At 42.1% G+C, this 18,212-nt stretch carries 10 protein-coding genes; 1 reads left to right on the top strand and 9 read right to left on the bottom strand.

Annotation, left to right across the window (positions count from 1 at the left end):
- The first annotated feature begins 399 nt into the window (after positions 1 to 399).
- Entirely contained in the window at positions 400 to 1,479 is a 1,080-nt protein-coding gene (locus AX660_RS14900) for a metalloprotease (protein WP_068378343.1), read from the top strand.
- A gap of 586 nt (positions 1,480 to 2,065) precedes the next feature.
- On the opposite strand, the gene AX660_RS14895 is transcribed toward AX660_RS14900, so the two are convergent.
- The 9 genes from AX660_RS14895 to AX660_RS14855 form a co-directional block, all read right to left on the bottom strand.
- Entirely contained in the window at positions 2,066 to 4,333 is a 2,268-nt protein-coding gene (locus AX660_RS14895) for an alginate lyase family protein (protein ID WP_068378341.1), read from the bottom strand.
- Between the two features lie 101 nt (positions 4,334 to 4,434).
- Complete coding sequence (locus AX660_RS14890) at positions 4,435 to 4,791, bottom strand: cupin domain-containing protein (protein ID WP_068378339.1); 357 nt, start codon at positions 4,789 to 4,791, stop codon at positions 4,435 to 4,437.
- Between the two features lie 161 nt (positions 4,792 to 4,952).
- Positions 4,953 to 5,831: an NAD(P)-dependent oxidoreductase gene (locus tag AX660_RS14885; protein ID WP_068378337.1), complete on the bottom strand. Its 879-nt coding sequence runs from the start codon at positions 5,829 to 5,831 to the stop codon at positions 4,953 to 4,955.
- A gap of 582 nt (positions 5,832 to 6,413) precedes the next feature.
- The gene (locus AX660_RS14880; RefSeq protein WP_068378335.1) at positions 6,414 to 9,356 is read right to left on the bottom strand and encodes a TonB-dependent receptor; all 2,943 of its coding nucleotides are present in this window, start codon (positions 9,354 to 9,356) and stop codon (positions 6,414 to 6,416) included.
- A 543-nt stretch (positions 9,357 to 9,899) separates the two neighbouring features.
- Positions 9,900 to 10,100: a 2-hydroxymuconate tautomerase gene (locus AX660_RS14875; protein ID WP_068378333.1), complete on the bottom strand. Its 201-nt coding sequence runs from the start codon at positions 10,098 to 10,100 to the stop codon at positions 9,900 to 9,902.
- 58 nt (positions 10,101 to 10,158) lie between these two features.
- Positions 10,159 to 12,573 (bottom strand): glycoside hydrolase family 127 protein, encoded by a 2,415-nt coding sequence (locus tag AX660_RS14870; protein ID WP_068378331.1) that lies wholly within the window; start codon positions 12,571 to 12,573, stop codon positions 10,159 to 10,161.
- Positions 12,574 to 12,656: 83 nt separating this feature from the next.
- A complete protein-coding gene (locus AX660_RS14865; RefSeq protein WP_068378329.1) occupies positions 12,657 to 13,601 on the bottom strand; it encodes a glycoside hydrolase family 43 protein in 945 nt (314 codons plus the stop codon).
- A gap of 57 nt (positions 13,602 to 13,658) precedes the next feature.
- Entirely contained in the window at positions 13,659 to 15,002 is a 1,344-nt protein-coding gene (locus AX660_RS14860; protein WP_068378327.1) for an MFS transporter, read from the bottom strand.
- Positions 15,003 to 15,189: 187 nt separating this feature from the next.
- Positions 15,190 to 17,976 (bottom strand): TonB-dependent receptor, encoded by a 2,787-nt coding sequence (locus AX660_RS14855; RefSeq protein WP_068378325.1) that lies wholly within the window; start codon positions 17,974 to 17,976, stop codon positions 15,190 to 15,192.
- Positions 17,977 to 18,212: the final 236 nt, after the last annotated feature.

Below are 18,212 nucleotides of genomic sequence, written 5' to 3'. Positions count from 1 at the left end.
CTCCTAAGTAAGTTCAGGGCGAAATGCCCTTTACTCAGCTTAGAAGCGGGTCAGTAATGGTGGGTATTTTTACATGGTCGAAGCGGCAACCCTACCGCGAGAGCGGTTTAGTCCCTTGGCACTTTTGAGCCAGTCATCCCTATCTGTTTAAGCTAATAACAACTCTTTTTACACCTGCTTTTTTTCTGTGCTCTCTAAGTCCTCAGTGGTTCAAATTCTTTTCGCTTTTAATTACATCCGCTAAGTACTGCACGATTACGGCTTTGAAGACAGTCGAAATTACCTTATGGCATACCTACCACTGCATTAATCTGCTTTTTAACTTTTATTGTCGATAAACCTTGTTGCCTCAGAAAATATAGTAATAATCCACCTACGTTTTTATATTGGGTTTATACAGTGCAATTATTAGCAATAGAGTGTTTAGGTAAAACACTTAAGTTAGAAGGTTCAATGGCTGGATGGCAACAGCTATTTTGGGGGAATGACTGCGTTTCGCAAATTAGTGCCAGCGCTAACAATGACAAGTTTTTACATCAATTTTCCCTACAAACTGAGCACGGTGAAATTCAAGTAGAACTCAATGGTGCTCTGCAGTGGCAGCCTTTTGCTCTGCAATTCAAGCTTTTAATTAATAGTGAGCTTGTAGATGAAAATACCCTGACCGAAAAAGACATAGAACAAAGGCAAGTTGTCCAAGGCACAAAACAGCCAATGAAATTTAGTTTTATTGGTATGGCGGGTTTAGGCTTAAAACTGTTTAAAAGTGCCAAGGTCATTAAAGTGTTATTTGCTGCGGGCAGTTTAGCCGCTTATAGCTGGTTGTTTTCTATTGAGTTTGCCATTGCCCTGATATTTTGTTTGGTGTTTCATGAATACGGTCATATCAAGGCGATGAAGTACTTTGGTTTAAAAACCAAAGGGATTTACCTTATTCCTTTTGTGGGCGGCTTAGCCCTTAGCGACGACAAAATTAATACTCGCTGGCAAGATGTTGTGATTTCCATTATGGGGCCCTTTTTTGGTTTGATATTGTCGATTGTTTGTTTAGTGGGCTATTGGCTTAGCGATATAGAAATTCTCGCCGGTTTAGCGGTTTTTAATGCACTGCTTAATTTATTTAATATGTTACCTGTGTTGCCCTTAGATGGTGGCCATGTCCTTAAAAGTATCGCTTTTTCAATCAACTCGCGAGTTGGTATTATTGCCTGTGCTTTGGGTGCGGCTTTAGGTGTTTATGTTAGTTATCACTTTGGTTTGGCCTTGTTAGGATTTTTACTTGCCATAGGCAGTGTAGAAATATTCTTTGAATATAAACGCCGCCACCTAAGTGAGCTTTTGCCCCTTAACCCTTATGCGCAGATCGTTTCCATCTTGTGGTATGTCATTACTTTAGGTGGCCTAAGTGCCATTATTTGGCTTGGGGGGCAAACAGATAACGGCGCGTTGTCATTACCACTTAAAATATTGAGCAGTTAAGCTGGCCCAATGTGTGACCTGTGTGCTCATGGTCGTTGAAATCAGTATCTGTAGGGGCAAACACCTGCTCCATAAGAGGTGTTAGCTGGAGATGGGTAATATCTGCTTAAGGCCATTTCAAAAGGTCACAGCAGTTTTGTTTCACTCTCCGCTTAGCGTATTAGAGCCCCTCAGCCTTAGTGTATTAAGCCAATAACAACCTCTTTTTACCTACTTTCCCGGTGCATCATTGTGGTGAAACGGCTTTGTATTTAAACCAATTCCATTAAATAAATAGGCACTTAGAACGCATTCAGCGGTTAAGGAACAAGGCGTCGCTATGCAGGAATGGCCTTACCCTTTCAAATAGCGAGAACGCAGAGCCTTATCCGCTGGGGCGTTCCCTTTGGGCGAGTTTTAAAAGCACATACTCAGCGTTGCTCGTACTCTAAAGAGCACCACTATTACTTCATTCAAGCGCCTTGATTATGTGCTTTTAAATTCTCGCTGAGTGTACATTTATTTAATAGAGTTGGTATTATACCTCCTCAAGCAAAAAAATTGCCGCAATGCGGCAATCTTTAAAATAACGTAGGGCAAGCTGAGTTTAGCTATCTGTAAAATGATAGGCTCCCGTCCACTGGTAATATTTGCCGTTTATTTTTAACTTGTGCTGCTGAGTTGTAGAGTTAGCTTTATTGGCTAATACAAACAAACTCGTTGTGCCTTTCACATCTTTAATGGCGATAGCGGTATAGTTGGCATCGTCGTGTACTACCTGCAATTCTTTAATGCTGCTGTTTGAGTTGACCGACAACTCAGATACTAGGTTATAACTACCGTGAGGCTCAACCACTGAGGCAAACACCGTATCACCAGCATTTTTTCTGCGGATCATCAGCGCGGCATCTCGGCGCAGATTGAACTCTGGATCGTTGGCTCCCAAACGGGTCAATAGCAATTCATCATTCGAGTCAGTCGCAGTAGTTAACGTGTAAAAAGTACCATTGCCCAACCACGAAAACTGCGTGGTATTGTCAGAGGGTTTCCCCTTACCTTCCACATACAAATGTTGATAACCCTGATCCTTACCTAATGGACTTAAGCTGGATGGGGAGTCATAGGTAAAATTCATCTTCATCACCTGCCCCATAAAGTAAAAAGGCAAATCATATTGATGTTTAGTTTGCGAACTCACTTTTAAAATATCTAAAACAAAAGGTTTTTCGAAATTTTTAGGTTTGATCATCGCCATAGTGCGGTGCATTGCAGTGCCGGGATAAGCATTAGACTCGGTAGCACTCACCACTTGTAGGTCTTTGTTGGAGTCATCGTACAAATACAAGTCTGAATGGTATTGGCTGGCGGTTTCGTATTCGCCATTAAAATGTGACGTCTCGTTTTGCGTCAGAGTATTGTGGGCGATGGTTTGTTTTGCCCAGGTTTTGTTCTCACTGAGATAATTGCCACCACCTTTTTGCTCAATATTAACAAAACGCGCCAAACCATAATCCTGCAATACCTCATCACCCTTGTTGTACAAAGAGTAAGACAACTTGTCATAGTGGCCGTGACTCAAACCTTGGGCGGCATATTTAAATACCAGACTTAAGTCTTCATTGCCGTATCTCAGGATGGCAACCCCACCTTGTTTACCATCTGGGCCATCACTTAAATTAATGGATTTTTTGGCAAAGGGCTGAGTCTTGCCATCACGCACACCGATGGCAGCAGATAAGCCTGATTCGTTCAATAATACCAAAGCTTGTTTTTCAACAATGCTCAGCAATTTTGGATCCTGACTACCGTAATGGTAAGCAATATCCACCGCGGTGACCAATTCAGGCGAATAATAAGACATGCCTTTTTGCCCGTCATTTAAAGGGAAAAACTTGCCGTCGGCATCGGTTAAATTTAACAAGGCATCCACCGCTTTAAGCAGTACATTGTCTTTATGTTCAAACACCTGTAGTTCAGGTTTCACATGATGTGCCGCTAAGCCAAAAATCAAAAAAGGATACATGGCATAACGCTGGTAATAAGGGCCTTCGGTAAAATAACCATCTGGCGAAAACGGCTCTTCTAAATTAGCCAAAAACCCCGCTTTTTGCCCGGCGACCTTAATAAAACCGCCGTCGTTATCTTTAAGGTCAAGCTCAAGGCCATCATCTTCGATGCCATACAAGGCTCGCTGTAATAATTCTTCATCATTCATCACCAAGGCAATCATGCCAACCGCGGCGTTGCCCCAGGTACTATGGTTATGTATGCGGTTATAAAATTGCGGATTGCCGATGGAGATAAAATCAGCAAAGGGACGAAATAGGTTATTTTCAAGCTTGGCACGCTCTTCGACAGACAAGGTATCGTAAATGGCATCATAAGCTTGGCTCATATATACCAACCAATTGCTGTCGTTTAGGCACTGCCAAAACAATTTGCCTCGCGCATAAGAACGCGTTTGTGGATGCACAGGCAAATCTTGGTACATAGCTTCATATTGAAACAACATATCGCGGATGTATTTTGCGTACTTGTCATCCTGCAATATTTGATACAGCTCACCGGCTTTTTGCGCCACTTGGAAATTGAGTTTATGCCTCTGATGGGTATATCCACCGGAAAAATCTTTTGGAATGGGGGTATCAATGCCCAAAGCAATTTCAGCATCCACTTGTTGTTTGACACTTTGCAGTGACTTATCAAACAAAGGCACCTTGCCTAAATTTTGTCTAAGCTTTTCGACCCCCGCCTTGGTCATAATCAAGTTTGGATGTTCTTGTTGAATTTGGGCTTGGGCTTGGGCTTGAATGAATAAGGGAGTTGCAAATGTGAATGCAAACAACAGTAAGTTGGTTATTTTTGCTAGGTGCATTTTTAAATATCCTTTGTCTGTCCTTTATTTAAAAAGGTCATTGCGCGATGACGACTACAGGGATATAAGCGATTAGTTAGCTAATCGCTTATCAATGTGAATTAAGGTTTGCTTAAACCTTCAACAAAATCTTCTCGTGCGGGGCTAAAGGTATCAATAAGAATTCCACCTGTAGGGCAAGTCGCACCATGATCGGCAAAAGGTGGGATCAAACAGCTATCACCTGCTCTAAGTATCTTAGTGACACCTGCAATATTGAAGTGAAATTCGCCTTCAACCACATAAGTTACTTGCGAATGTCTATGGGCATGATTGTAACCAATCGCTCCTTTCTCAAACCAAATTTTAACTGCCATGAGTTCGTGGTTGTAACCCAACATTTGGCGTTTTAAACCACCACCAACATCTTCAATTTCAGTTTCATTACCAAACAAAAAGTGTTCACTTTGGCTCATCATTTATTCCTCTTAATGCTTTACAATTTTGCACACTAAATACACTTTGCTCTGAACGATAAAGCCTCTATTTAAGAGGCTTTGGCATTGTGCCTGTTCAGCACATCGTCGATAAGAATGTATGCATTATCAGACCAAGTTCGGGTGCTCTGCTAATATTCGACTTATTTGCCTAATTTAAGGAAATAATCAAAGATTTCCGGCACATTACCATTACCCATGCCAGCATCAAATGCGGCTTGTAGGTTAGCTGATGTACCTTCAGCAATTTGTGCGCGAGTACCTAAATCTTTAACCATCTCTAAGAAATAGCCTAAATCTTTATTCGCATTACCGATAGAGAAACCCAAATCGCTCACGCCATCCACTGCGTAGTTTTTGCAAAAACGCATAAAAGGTGAACTTGAGGGTCCAGTCGACATGATGTCAAACAACTGCTGGCGATCAACACCGGCCAGTTCAGCTACAGCAAAAGCCTGTGACATAGCGGCTACTGTCGTCATGCCCATAAAGTTATTGATAAGTTTAGTTGTATGGCCAGAACCTAGGGCGCCTAAATAGAAAACATTTTCGCCTTGCATTTCAAGGATAGGCTTAACTTTGTCAAAAGTAGCTTGGTCACCTGACGCCATGATATTCAGCAAACCATCTTTGGCATGAGCCGGTGTACGACCCAGAGGCGCATCAATCATACCAGCACCTTTTTTGGCCAGATCAGCACCGATTTTACGAGTTGAAGCTGGGATTGACGTACCAAAATCAATCAGTACCGCGCCTTCTTTGATGCCCGCTAGGATGCCGTTATCAGCATAAACCAGCTTTTCAACAACCGCTGATGTAGTAAGACATAACATCACAATGTCACTGGCTGCGGCGAGTTCGGCAGCAGACTTTGCTTCTGTAGCGCCACGTGCAACCACTGCCGCTACTGCGTCTTTATTGAGATCCATGACAATTGGCTTAAAACCTTTTTTCTGCAGGTTTTCAACCATATTGCTGCCCATAAGGCCAAGGCCAATGAAGCCAATGGTAGGTAAGGTCATATCTAACTCCTAATTTATATTTATTGTTCCACGTAACAGCTACATTACGCGGAACCAGAATAACGCTAACAATGTAGTTACAAAGTATTACACAAAAGCAAATTGGTCAACCTTTAATGTATTTTTAAACTGTTTTTTTGCACTATTTGGTCTTACCAAAAGAATCCAAAAATACTATTATTGAAGATTCACAAACTCACAACTATAAAAATTAATATCAATACAAAACAAACGCTTAATATTCAACCTCATTGATTTTATTCACATTCACAACTCGATATGACCCCAAAACCACTGTAACACCCCAGTTGAGTATCTCTGCCCAGCTCAGCTGCGATACAGATGTGGTCATAATGTTTTTATTAATATATGAATAATAAATACAATTATTGGTAATAATTCAAATTAGCTCTTTCAGACATAAGCAAATTTCAGTCTTTTCCAATAACCACCAATTTTTTTGAAAAAAAAAGCCTATTTATGCAAATAGGCTCTTTATTGAACACTAAACTTTTAGCCTAAATTACTACAGCGAAGCCACCACTTGATGGCTTCCCTGTAACGGATTACGGCGCCTGTTTATTAGAACTTGTAGCTAGCACCTAAGGTGATACGACGATCCGTAAGACCTTCAAAACACAGTAAAGAACCTGAATTAATACAAGACTGTGTAACTTTTTCTTCTGTTAGGTTAACTGCTTCAATACCAATGTTTAATTGCTCATTCACATCATAAGTTACACTTGCATTAAGCTGACCTCTATCCTCTTGCACCACTGGGAAGCCCCAAGGATAAGAAGACGTACTACCAAAGTCATCTGAACGGAAACCTTCACGCCATGTATAACGCATGCGAGCAGACAGACCAAACTTCTCGTAGTACAAGGTGAAGTTATACGCGTTTTCAGACAGGTTAAGTAAACCCTGCACTGCTGTCACCGATAGTGAACCTGTGCCACCTGTTGACGCTGCAAATACTTGACTAGGACGACTGGCTGAAGTGTTAACCGCTTCACCACCTGAGAACTCTTGGATAGTATAGTTAGCTACGATACCAAAACCAGAAGCCCAACCTAAGTCGTCTTCAAATGCAGAAAGATCATATTGAAAGGCCATTTCAATACCTTTTTGCGTGGTCTCTTTCGTGTCATTAATTTTACTATTTAATGGAACACAAATGCCTGTCGCAGCAGAATCTGGACCGAATACGTTATGCAGTGCGATTGGGTTCCAAATACCACCTTGTTCACACACTGGACCAACAATATCACGATACCCCGTTCCTGGAGCTGAGTAAGGGTCAACTTGTTGACCGACGATTAGATCTTCACGTGTTTTGTGGAAATAGCCAATACTGACGATGGCGGCTTCGGCGAAATACCATTCAGCAGAAATATCGAATGAACTAACCAATTCTGGTGTTAAGTTAGGGTTACCGCCAGAAACAGCAGGGTTAGGGCTAGTACTGAAGGTATAGGAAGTATTTAGGTCACTAAAATCAGGGCGACGAATATCTCTACCCCAAGCGGCACGTACAATCACATCATCCGCTACATCTACAATCAAATTCACGCGGGGAAGTACAAAGTTATAATCGCTAGAGGTCGTTTCTGCCACAGTTTGTCCGTTGACAGTACGATTACCCGTTGAGTCTAGGTCAGTCGTAACATAACGCGCACCAAAGTTACCGCGGAACATGCCTGCTTCAAAGTTCGCTTGGGCATAGAGGGCGCTAGTGGTTTCACTAATATCATAAAAACCAGCAACCGATGATGTAGGAGTATTAAGTGGTTTTGAACCGCCATGTGCGGTAATGGCGCTGGATAAGGCAGCAAATACGCCATCAGGGTCTGAACCAACCAACTCTGGATCAACAAGTAGAAAATCTTTAATATACAGCGCTCTACCATCAGCAGCATTAAAGTTGTCTGGTCCTGTCGTTAGAATATCAGCAAACATATCGCCGCTTGGTGAGTCAGACAAAGTAGATAAACTAACGTTTGAACCACTTGCATTAGAAACACTTGATGATTTGTTATAACGATAGCCCGCATCAACTGTGGTAATAATCGACATATTCAAATCATAGCTAAAATCAACACGAAATGCGTCTTCGGAGTTTTCATTAGTGGTATTAGCTACTGCAACCGCTTGTAAACGGTAGTTAGCAGGGTCCATTAAGTGAGCAGGAGTTGGTGCATTTTCAGCATCAAAGGCGATACCAAAGGCTAATGAACCGCCGCTTAAATCATATTCAAATGGAGTACCATTATCATTGGCAGAGCCAATAATGGCATTGGGGTTAAGGAAGTTAAGTGTGGTATCAATTCTAGGTGTTGATGAATCAGAAGTAGACGATGATGCCTCAGCACTCACTTTATAATTTTCACCTTGGTATTCCCCACCAATTCTGAAAATTTCACTCTTGGTTTGACGTGAACTGGTATCACTGGAAAGACGTAAGTTACCATCTGAACCGTCGGATTGAACTGGAATAACACCTTTAAGTGCCGCTTGAATACTACCAAGGTCTACACCGTCTAAAGAACCAAAGTCGATTGTTTCAAACTCGGTAGGTACTGAAACACCGATTAGATCACTTACACCTGAAGCTTGTACTCTTGAGCTTTCTTCTCTGCGATCTTGATCATTGATGATGGCATCAAACCAAAATTTGGTATTGCTATTAGGTGCCCACTCAAATGAACCGGCTAAATTCACGGTTTCATATTCATAGTTGTCATAGTCTTGGATTAAGAATTGAATGGGTAAAAAGTGGAAACTTTGCGCACTGGCGGCACCACTATCTGAACGCACAAGATTGTCACGGTCGGCGCGAGGGCGGAATGCAGTCACATCTTGTTCTGCATAACTGGCGCTGATAACCACGCCAAATTCACCACTATCTGTATCCCAATTGTCACCGAAAGTACCCGATATTCTTGGTTTAGCACCATCAGTTGAAAGACTGCTGTCTTCCGCTTGTACTCGAACTGACGCTAAGGTTTCGCTTAATTCAAGCGGACGAATAGTTCTAAGGTTGATAGTACCACCTACTGAACCTTCGATAGTTTTTGCTTGAGACGCTTTAGTTACTTCTACACCAGCAATGATAGAGGCAGATACATCTTCAAAATTGATACCACTGCGACCACCACCTGAACCCACGGTAGAAACACCATTGATTTCTGTACGGTTTGCGTCAGTGCCACGAATTTGCACACCAGTACCTACACCGGCTGAACGAGTGATCTGGATACCTGTAATGTTTTCAAGCACTTCTGCTAAGTTTTGGTCAGGCAATTTACCAATATCTTCAGCCTGAATGATCTCAACTAAGCTAGACGCATAACGTTTTTCTGCTAGTGCATTAGTCAAAGAGGCGCGTATGCCAGAAACTTGAATAATCTCTGTATCTTCGGCTACAGGTGCTGTTGCGGCTTCTTGTGCATATACCGAAGCAGCAAAATTTAGCGTGCTTGCTGACAGCAGCGCTAAAGTGATTTTTGATAATTTGTGTCCCATATGTGTCTCCTTGTGTGACGTTTAAAACGGGTTCAAATGAAGCCCCTTAACACCACATCGTTGAATTATATTTGTTAACCCTTGTCGTGGATGCATTTACATGGCATTCACAAGGAAGTCACAAAATATTCCAAAAATTACAATTGGTCAACCTTTAAGCTAATAAATTTATAACAAAATTTACACTTTTGGCCTTACCAAAAATAACAAATAGTTAAACCAAAATATGCACAACATATTTTTTATATATTTTTCAGATGGTTAGACATAAAAAGAGAACCCAATCTCATATAAAACAAAGATGAAGTGTGGACAAATGATATTTCAGAGACTACTGGCGAGCTAATAGGGGAATATAGACCTTATTTAAACCGATAAAAACCCCTGCATTATTGGTAATAAACAATTAATTATTTTGTATTACCAATATTCAGGCAATAGATTGAATAACAATACATCTATAGACGCAGAATTAAACAGGCAGAAAAAATTTATAATGGGATGGAGCGTGACTCCAGCTTGTAGTACTGGAGTCAGGCGGGATTACTTTTTATCGGGGAATTTATCACTGCAGAGCATACCAGCGACACCCCAGTTTTCTTTTTTAACCTCTTCAATGACAACATAAATGGATTCAGGTTTATTACCGGTAATGCGTGACATTTCGCGAGTATAAACCTCCACCAGCTCACGTTTTTGTTCGACAGATTTACCTTCCCACATTTCGATACGTACTATTGGCATTTGCCCTCCTTATAGATAAATGAAACCGCGCTTGGACTGCTCCTAGTCTATTTGAGAACTAGGGGCGCGCAACAGCTTGCATCAAGCGTACACCATACAAACCACCAGCGAAAGAGCCAGGCTGTGCGACAAACTTAACTGTGTATTTGCCATTTTGTAGCGACTCACGCATTGCATTAGTCAGTGGGTAATCCATGTCATAAAAGGCCTCTCTTGAATCGCCCTTTAAACTCACATCAGCTAGCTTGATATCGTTAATATAAATCGCAAACTTGCGTCCTTGATCGCCAGCAAAATAGGTAAGACGCAGGGACTGAGCCTGCCTTTGTGGATCACTTAACTGATAGCTAAACCAATCAGTGGCATCACGCCAGTGACGTAATCCATTAACCCCTGCACGACTGCCAACACCGGCAAAACCATGTTCGGTTTCAGGCTGTTGTTCACCCGGATTAATTTGGTCTATTGTCTGGCTGGCAAGTAACTCAGCAGCACGGCTACGTTGGGTTTCCTGCTCAACAAAATCTCGATATTGTGCCGCCTGCATTTGTGGCCAATACACTTGATAACGACTTTCGTGTATACGGAAAAACGGCACCAAACTCGGCTTTTCAGCCAGCGACTCTATGCCTTTTCCACCCACTAAACCCTCGCCCATTGAAAAAGCTAATGTTGCACTAGGCAGGCGTTTGAGCCCCTTAATAAAGGTTTCAGTATCACCCACAATAACCGGCAAGGCTTCTGGCGCGCACATAGGCCCACTCGCGATATGCCCCATACGCCCATCGTCTGCAAAATACGCTAGTTCTTCTTGCCCAAAGGGTTGTACTTTTTCCGCTAGAACTATGGGGCCATACAATACCGAATAGTGCTGGCTACCATCGGGCAAACCTTCCAATCGCGGTTTAATGCTAAAGTTCAGCTCCAGTTTGTCACCTGCCTGCCACTGACGGGTAATGCTCAAGTAGCCTTTATGCACACTTTGAGTTTTTATCACCTTGCCATTTAACTTAAACACCGTGGCACCATCAGCTAACCACTTGGGTTGACGAATATTAATGGTCTGGATGTTTTGCTTATTCTGGGTCACAGACTTAATGCTGATCTCGACTTGGTCTTGATCAGGAAACAAAGTAGCCAGACTCAGGCTTAAACCCTGCTCTTGCCAATCAAGTGTGGAGGGAATAAACAAGTTAACAAACAGCTCGCTTTTATTATGGGCATAAATCAGCTCACCATATTTACTATGGTTTTCAATGCCCGAACCTACACAGCACCACATCGAGGTATCCACCTGTGAATAAGTACGATAATGCCCAGAGCGCATGGGAGTAAAATACACCAGTCCACCCGTCTCAGGATGTTGCGAAGATAAAATATGGTTGTAAGTCGCGCGCTCGTAATACTCCAGATAGTTGGTATCGATTGAACCCTGATATAACATCTTGCTTAGTTTAAGCATGTTGTAGGTATTGCAGGTTTCAGGCCCTTCGACCGAATCGAGCATAGAACTAAAATCATCGGCATTATGAAAATGCTCGCGCACACTGTTACCACCAATGGATACCGTGCGTTTTTCGGTCACGTCATGCCAAAAAAAGTCCGCGGCTTTTTGCCACTCTTGATTAGCGTCTAATTCTGCAAGCCGTAAAAAGCCTATCACTTTAGGAATTTGTGTATTGGCATGTAAGCCATTGAGTTTGTCCTGACTTTTTAGCAAAGGCTGCAAAATGAGCTGATGAGAAAATTGCCTGGCAAGTTTTAGGTATTTTTCTTCATCTGTCATAGCATAAACATCGGCAAAAATTTCATTCATGCCACCATGTTCAGAGATCAACAACTGTTGAATTTGTTCATCACTCAGATTGGCCACTAAGTCGATAACCCAGTCAGTCAGTTCGAGCAACATAGAGCGTGCTAATTCGCTTTGGCCAATCAGATAAGCATCACGCAAACCCGCTAAGGTTTTGTGAAAGTTATATAACGGCACCCAGCGGTCATTGAGAGAAAACAAGTCAACTTTAATATTGCCCTGTTTGATTTGTTGCCATGCTGTGTTACCTGCAGGAATACCACCTAAATAACCATTGGCATTTTTAAGCTGGGCTTTACGCAGCTCGGTCAACATACTATCTAAACGTTTTTTTAAACGCTCGTCGCCAGTGGCAGCAAAAGCTAAACTTAAAGCACTAAGATAATGACCACCAATATGCCCATCTAAGCCGCTACTCTCCCAGTTGCCATAAGAATCACTTTTTCCCTTAATACCGGCTTCACGTAAATAAGGCGCTAATAATTTATCCTGCTCCAGTGCCAATAGATATTCAATATTGGTTTGCTGAGCATGGTAAAAAGGGCTATCGGTTAAACGCACGGCCTGCAGTGGAAACAGCTCAAGGGCTTGAGTATTGGCAGGCTGAGAAAAATACAAAACACTGAATAACAAAAACAAGTTAACAATACGCAATAACATGGTTCGATTCTGTCCTACAAAAATACAGAGCCTGATAACAGGCTCTGTATTGGTTAACGTTTTATGGCGTAGCTAGGGTTTCACTATGCTTCGCCTGGTTTACCAAAAACCGGCATGCCGTTTTCATCCCAGTGCAAACGTTTGATAAAAGTGTGACGATCCGGGTTCCACAAGGGGTCGCCTTCAATTTCGGTATATTGGCGGCAGTGATACACCAAAATGTCGTTGCCCTCTTCATCCACAGTAAAACTGTTGTGACCGGGACCAAACATGCTCAACTTCTCATTAGTACGAAACACTGGCTTTTGTACTTTGGTCCAGTTTGCCGCATCCATAAGATCAGAATTTAAGTCGGCGTAGAGTAAACCCATGGCGTAGTTTTCGTCAGTGGCACTGGCAGAATAGGTTAAAAATATCTTGCCGTTACGTTTAAGTACGTTTGGCCCTTCGTTAACCCAAAAACCGACAATCTCCCAGTCCAGTTCAGGAATTGATAAGCGAGTTATCTCACCTTTGATCTTGGTGGGAGTTTCCATCTTAGCTAACAATAAATTCGAGTTACCCCGTATGCCCGGCTCTTTTTGCGCCCACAAATAATACAGTTCATTATTGTGATAAAAGGTGGTGGCATCTAAACAAAAGGTATCGATGGGCGTTTCAACTTGGCCACAAAATTCCCAACTTCCGTCGATAGGATTGGCATCCTGACAACTAATGGCATACATGCGATGTTGGAATAAATCGTATTTAATTTCTCGGCTGGGGGCCGCAGCAAAATACACATACCAAGCACCTTCATTAAAATGAATTTCCGGTGCCCAAATCAATTCAGAATAAGGGCCTTCTTCAGGTTTGAGCCACACCATTTTAGGGGTCGCGTCAGCCAATCCTGCCAAGGTCTTAGCACGGCGTAATTCTATACCATCATACTTGGGCACAGACGCAGTGAAATAGTAATAACCATCAGTGTGTTTATATACAAAAGGATCCGCACGCTGCGGAATTAATGGTTTGGGTATCGCACTCATATTTACTCCTGAAATTCTAAAGCTCTAAATTTCTTAATTTATAAAAATAACTTGGTACTAGGATTTATCCGGCAAAGATTGGGTTTTAACCATAGTGGTGTAGTAGTTGTCGGTGATTTTATATTTAAATAATACCAAGCCGAGTAAGGCATGAAATACGCCGGGAATAATGGTTAACATTAAAGCCAAACCTGTCAGGGTAAAGTCGCTTTGCGCCACGTTGGGTTGATACTCAAAAAAAGCGAGTAACAATCCACCGGTTAAACCCGCCAAACCACCACCAGCTTTTTGGCAAAATGAAATACCACCAAAGGACAAACCCGAAGCACGCACCCCGTCTTTAATTTCGCCATAATCCACAGCCTCAGCAATGGCCGACCAAAACACTGGTGCATGTAAATCCACCACAAAACACAACAAAATATATAAAACAAAAGCCAATACAATGTCGCCTGGTTGCACGGCAAAATACAAAGCGAGGGAGATAAACAGCACGGCAATTTGTGACCAGCGAAATAACTTAATTTTGCAATAACGTTTGGTGATCCAGGTACTAGCAACCATAGACACGATAGACGCGGCGATACCTGCGCTGGTAAAAGTTCCAGCAAGGTTTTCAGCCCCCAAATAATACTTAGCATAATACATCGCCACACTGCCACGAATGGCGTAACCCAAGGTACCTAATACACAAGCGGCACAGAGCAATAACCATTGATCGTTTTTCAACAGGCCTTTGAATTGCAACAACAAGCTTTGTTGCTCCACTTTGTGCGCGATGCGCTCTTTGGTGGTAAAAAAACAAAACAGCAATAAGCCAATACCACAGATAGAGACCAGTATCATCGCCAATTGGTAACCTTTGGCCAGATCATCACCACCCCACATCACCGCTAATAAGGGCACCGAAAAGACGATGATCACATTCGCGATTTTGGCAAAAAACATGCGATAGCCATTGGCTGACAAACGCTCTTTAGGATCAGCGGTTAATACCCCAATGTAAGAAATATAGGGAATAGCCACACCAGTAAACATCAAGGTGGCAAATAAGTAAGTGCCATAAGCCCAGGCCAACTTCATGTTGTAATCAAAATCTGGGGTGGTAAATAACAGCATTACCGACAAACCATAAGGTATAGATAGAAACAAAAACCAATGGCGAAATTGCCCCCAGCGCGTTTTAACTTTGTCGGTAAGCACGCCCATTAAGGGGTCGGTAAAGGCATCAACAAAACGGGCGACTAAAAACAAGATCCCCATGTCAACCGGATCAAGCCCATAGATATCCGTATAGAAAAACGACATAAAGAAAAACAGTGCCGCAACCATGACATTCACTGCCATATCACCTGCACCAAAGCCGACTTTTTCTACCACAGATAATTTTAAATTAGACATACATTTTCCACTTTAAGTGTCTTACGACAATTTACTGCTAAGCCCACCAAACATAACAAATGTCTACACCAGCGGGTTACACTTTTCTATGAGCAATAATTGGTTTTCACTAACAAATCGCTCTAATTTGGTTGGATACAACAAACAAAAAAGCCCCGCACAAGCGGGGCAAAGGGACACTATGGAGCTAAAATGAGTATCGTGCACCTAAGGCAAAAGTGCGGCTGTAGATGGAATTGCCAAAGTTATGGGTATCAGGGTATTGATAATAACTTTGGTAAATTTCATCGGTTAAATTAGTAGCATCAAAGGTCACCACTAAATTATCAGTCACATCATAACTTAACTGAAAGTCCACACTGCTTTCTGGTTTTCTATAAACCCCTAAAGGCGCAGCAAACAAAGCGGCTTCATAGTTATTCAAGAAATCGTCACGCCATGTATAGGTTAAACGCATATCAAAATTTTCTTTTTCATAAATTAAGATGGCAGAATAAGAGGTGTCCGATACACCAAACATTGAGCGTTTATCAATACCGATAACTTCACCTGCTTGATTCAGTTGAGGGATCGTCTGTGAAGAATCCAAACTGGTGAAACTAGCCTGTATACCTAAACCATCCAGTGCCTCAGGTAAATTTTCGGGGAAATAAACCAAACCGACTTCCAAACCACTTAACTCACCATCAGAGGCATTATCAGGCTGACTGACAATGTATAAACCCGCTTCAACATCTGCCGAACCTACAAAGTTTTGCACGTTGCGGAAGCTGCTAACTAAGCCTGTGATATCACGATTAAACACCGTGGCATAAAGTGAGCTGGTTGGCGCAAAATACCATTCTAAGGTCAAATCAATGTTAGTCGATTCAGTAGGCGCCAAATTAGGGTTACCCCCCGTACCTTGACCATAACCGATATTGGTAACGTCTTCTTGATAAGTGATATTAGGGTTTAAGTCGGCAAAATTTGGTCGACGTAACGTTTCACCGTAAGCAAAACGGGCCACCAAATCGTTACTCAAGTTATAACGCACCATCAAACTCGGTAACAATTTAGAAGTACTGACTGAATCATCAGTAAATACACCCGTCGCTTCGTTGATAAACGACAAGTCAGTATCCACATTCACATAACGTAAACCAAATTGACCATCTAACTTTTTACCGCCAACGTCAGTCTCAAAATCCGCTTGGACATAAACAGCCGTAGTGACTTCACTGATTTCAAAATTTTTCTCGTTGGACTCTTTTTCCCAGCCATACAAAGTACGGAACTCATCAGCGTTAGCATAAATATAATGACCGTTTGCGACTACCCATTCACTGGGGATATCCGCCCGACCATCAAAGAAATTGGTGGTATTGTAAGCCAAACCCGGATCTAAACTGCTGAGTGACTGACCTAAAAAGCCATCAATACCACGATTACCTTCTTCAGCGCTTCTGTCATCATAACGTAAGCCAAATTTAACATTTGTGATCCAAGACGAATCCACTAAATAAATACCATCAAGGGTAAAGGTTAGTGCGTCACCATCACGATATGAACCGTTGTCGTAAAGCTGAGCAACATTCCATAAGGAAGTTTCGGTGAGATCAGACTCATCAACCGCCGTATCGGCATTGTCCAAAAAGGCTAAGGCAGGCAAACCATTGTCATGGTTAAAATCAACCGCCACACCAGGTGCTACACGATCAGTACGCATGGCAAAAAAGGTGTCTTCAAATTTACTTTGCTGATAAACCACTTCAGACTCTACCTGCAAATTATCTGTCAGCTCCCACTTCCCACCCAGGGCATACACATAACTGTCCGTTTGACCTACTGATAAGTCACCACTGTTAAAACCATAGGCATCATTAATGGTTCTAGATTTAATCATGTTGGTACCTTCATACAGCTCAATACCAGCACTGGGGTTAGGTCCTAAAGAGCCCCACCAATCCACAAAACTAAACATTAATGAGTTAAAAGATTCGTTGCGATAACCGTTATAAAAGGCTTCAAAAATATATTCAGACGTAGCGTTAGGTGCAAACTGTAAAGACAAATTCACCGCAGGACGCTCACGTTTACCTGTGTAGTCACTGGCAAAAATCGCATCACGACTCAATACATAAGCATAATCCTGACCTTGATAATTTAAGCTAGAGCCCGCAGTAAAAGGTAAACCTGCTTCACTGCCACGTTGCCAAACTGTACTGCCATCTGGGTTTTCTGAAGGGAAAGCCTGGTAAGGCACAAATCCCGCTGGTACATCTTCAGTAAAAAACGGTACAACCGCGCCAGGAGTGATACTTTGATCTTTATAGTTAGTGCGAGCAAAAGACAGGTTTAATAAGGCACCAAACTCTTTGCCTCCATCAAGTTCCCAACGATTACTTAATAAAGCACTGACATTAGGATCGACTTTATCGGCTAATTCTTGATAGATACCACGAGCGGCAACCACCGCTTTACTGCCTGCAAAATCAAAAGGGCGCTGAGTATGAATATCAATTTGCCCGGCAATGCCACTCTCGATTAACTCTGCTGAACGAGATTTATAAACATCAACACCACTTAACAAACTGGCAGGAATATCAGCCAAGGCCACCGAACGGCCAGAGGCAGTAAAAATACTACGACCATTAACCGTGGTGGTTACATCGGTTAAACCACGGATAGATACACTTGATACTTCACCGGCCCCACGGTCGGTAACCTGTACACCTGACACACGTTGTAAAGCTTCTACTACGTTGTTATCCGGAAATTTACCGATGTCTTCCGCCACGATAGCATCAACCAAGTTCATGCTTTGACGCTTGATGTTAATCGCTTTATTTAAGCTGCCACGAATACCTGATACTTCGATAATCTCAACGTCATCATTATTAGATTGTTCTGCGGTAGCATTTTCTTGGGCATAAAGGCCTTGGCTTGCGAACGCTAATAACATAGCGCTGGTAAGCTGAGTAAGTTTAAACATGGGTAGACTCCGGTTTGTGTGTGTCCTTCGTGCTGCATAAGGCAGCAAAAAGCAAAAGTGTATTTCCTGTGAGTTGATATGGCGTTGCCACTTAACCCTTAAAACTTGTAAATGTTTTGTTATCTTTTATTGATAATATTGTATGACATTTAAAGTGTCAACAAGGAAAGTAACAAATTTTCGTAAACACATTATTTTATTGGACATAAAATATTCAGAGCACAGTACAGCTAGAT

The sequence above is a fragment of the Paraglaciecola hydrolytica genome (assembly GCF_001565895.1).
Lineage (GTDB): Bacteria > Pseudomonadota > Gammaproteobacteria > Enterobacterales > Alteromonadaceae > Paraglaciecola > Paraglaciecola hydrolytica.
The sequence above is the reverse complement of the archived record's forward strand: the minus strand, read 5'-3'. Positions and strand labels throughout refer to the sequence as shown.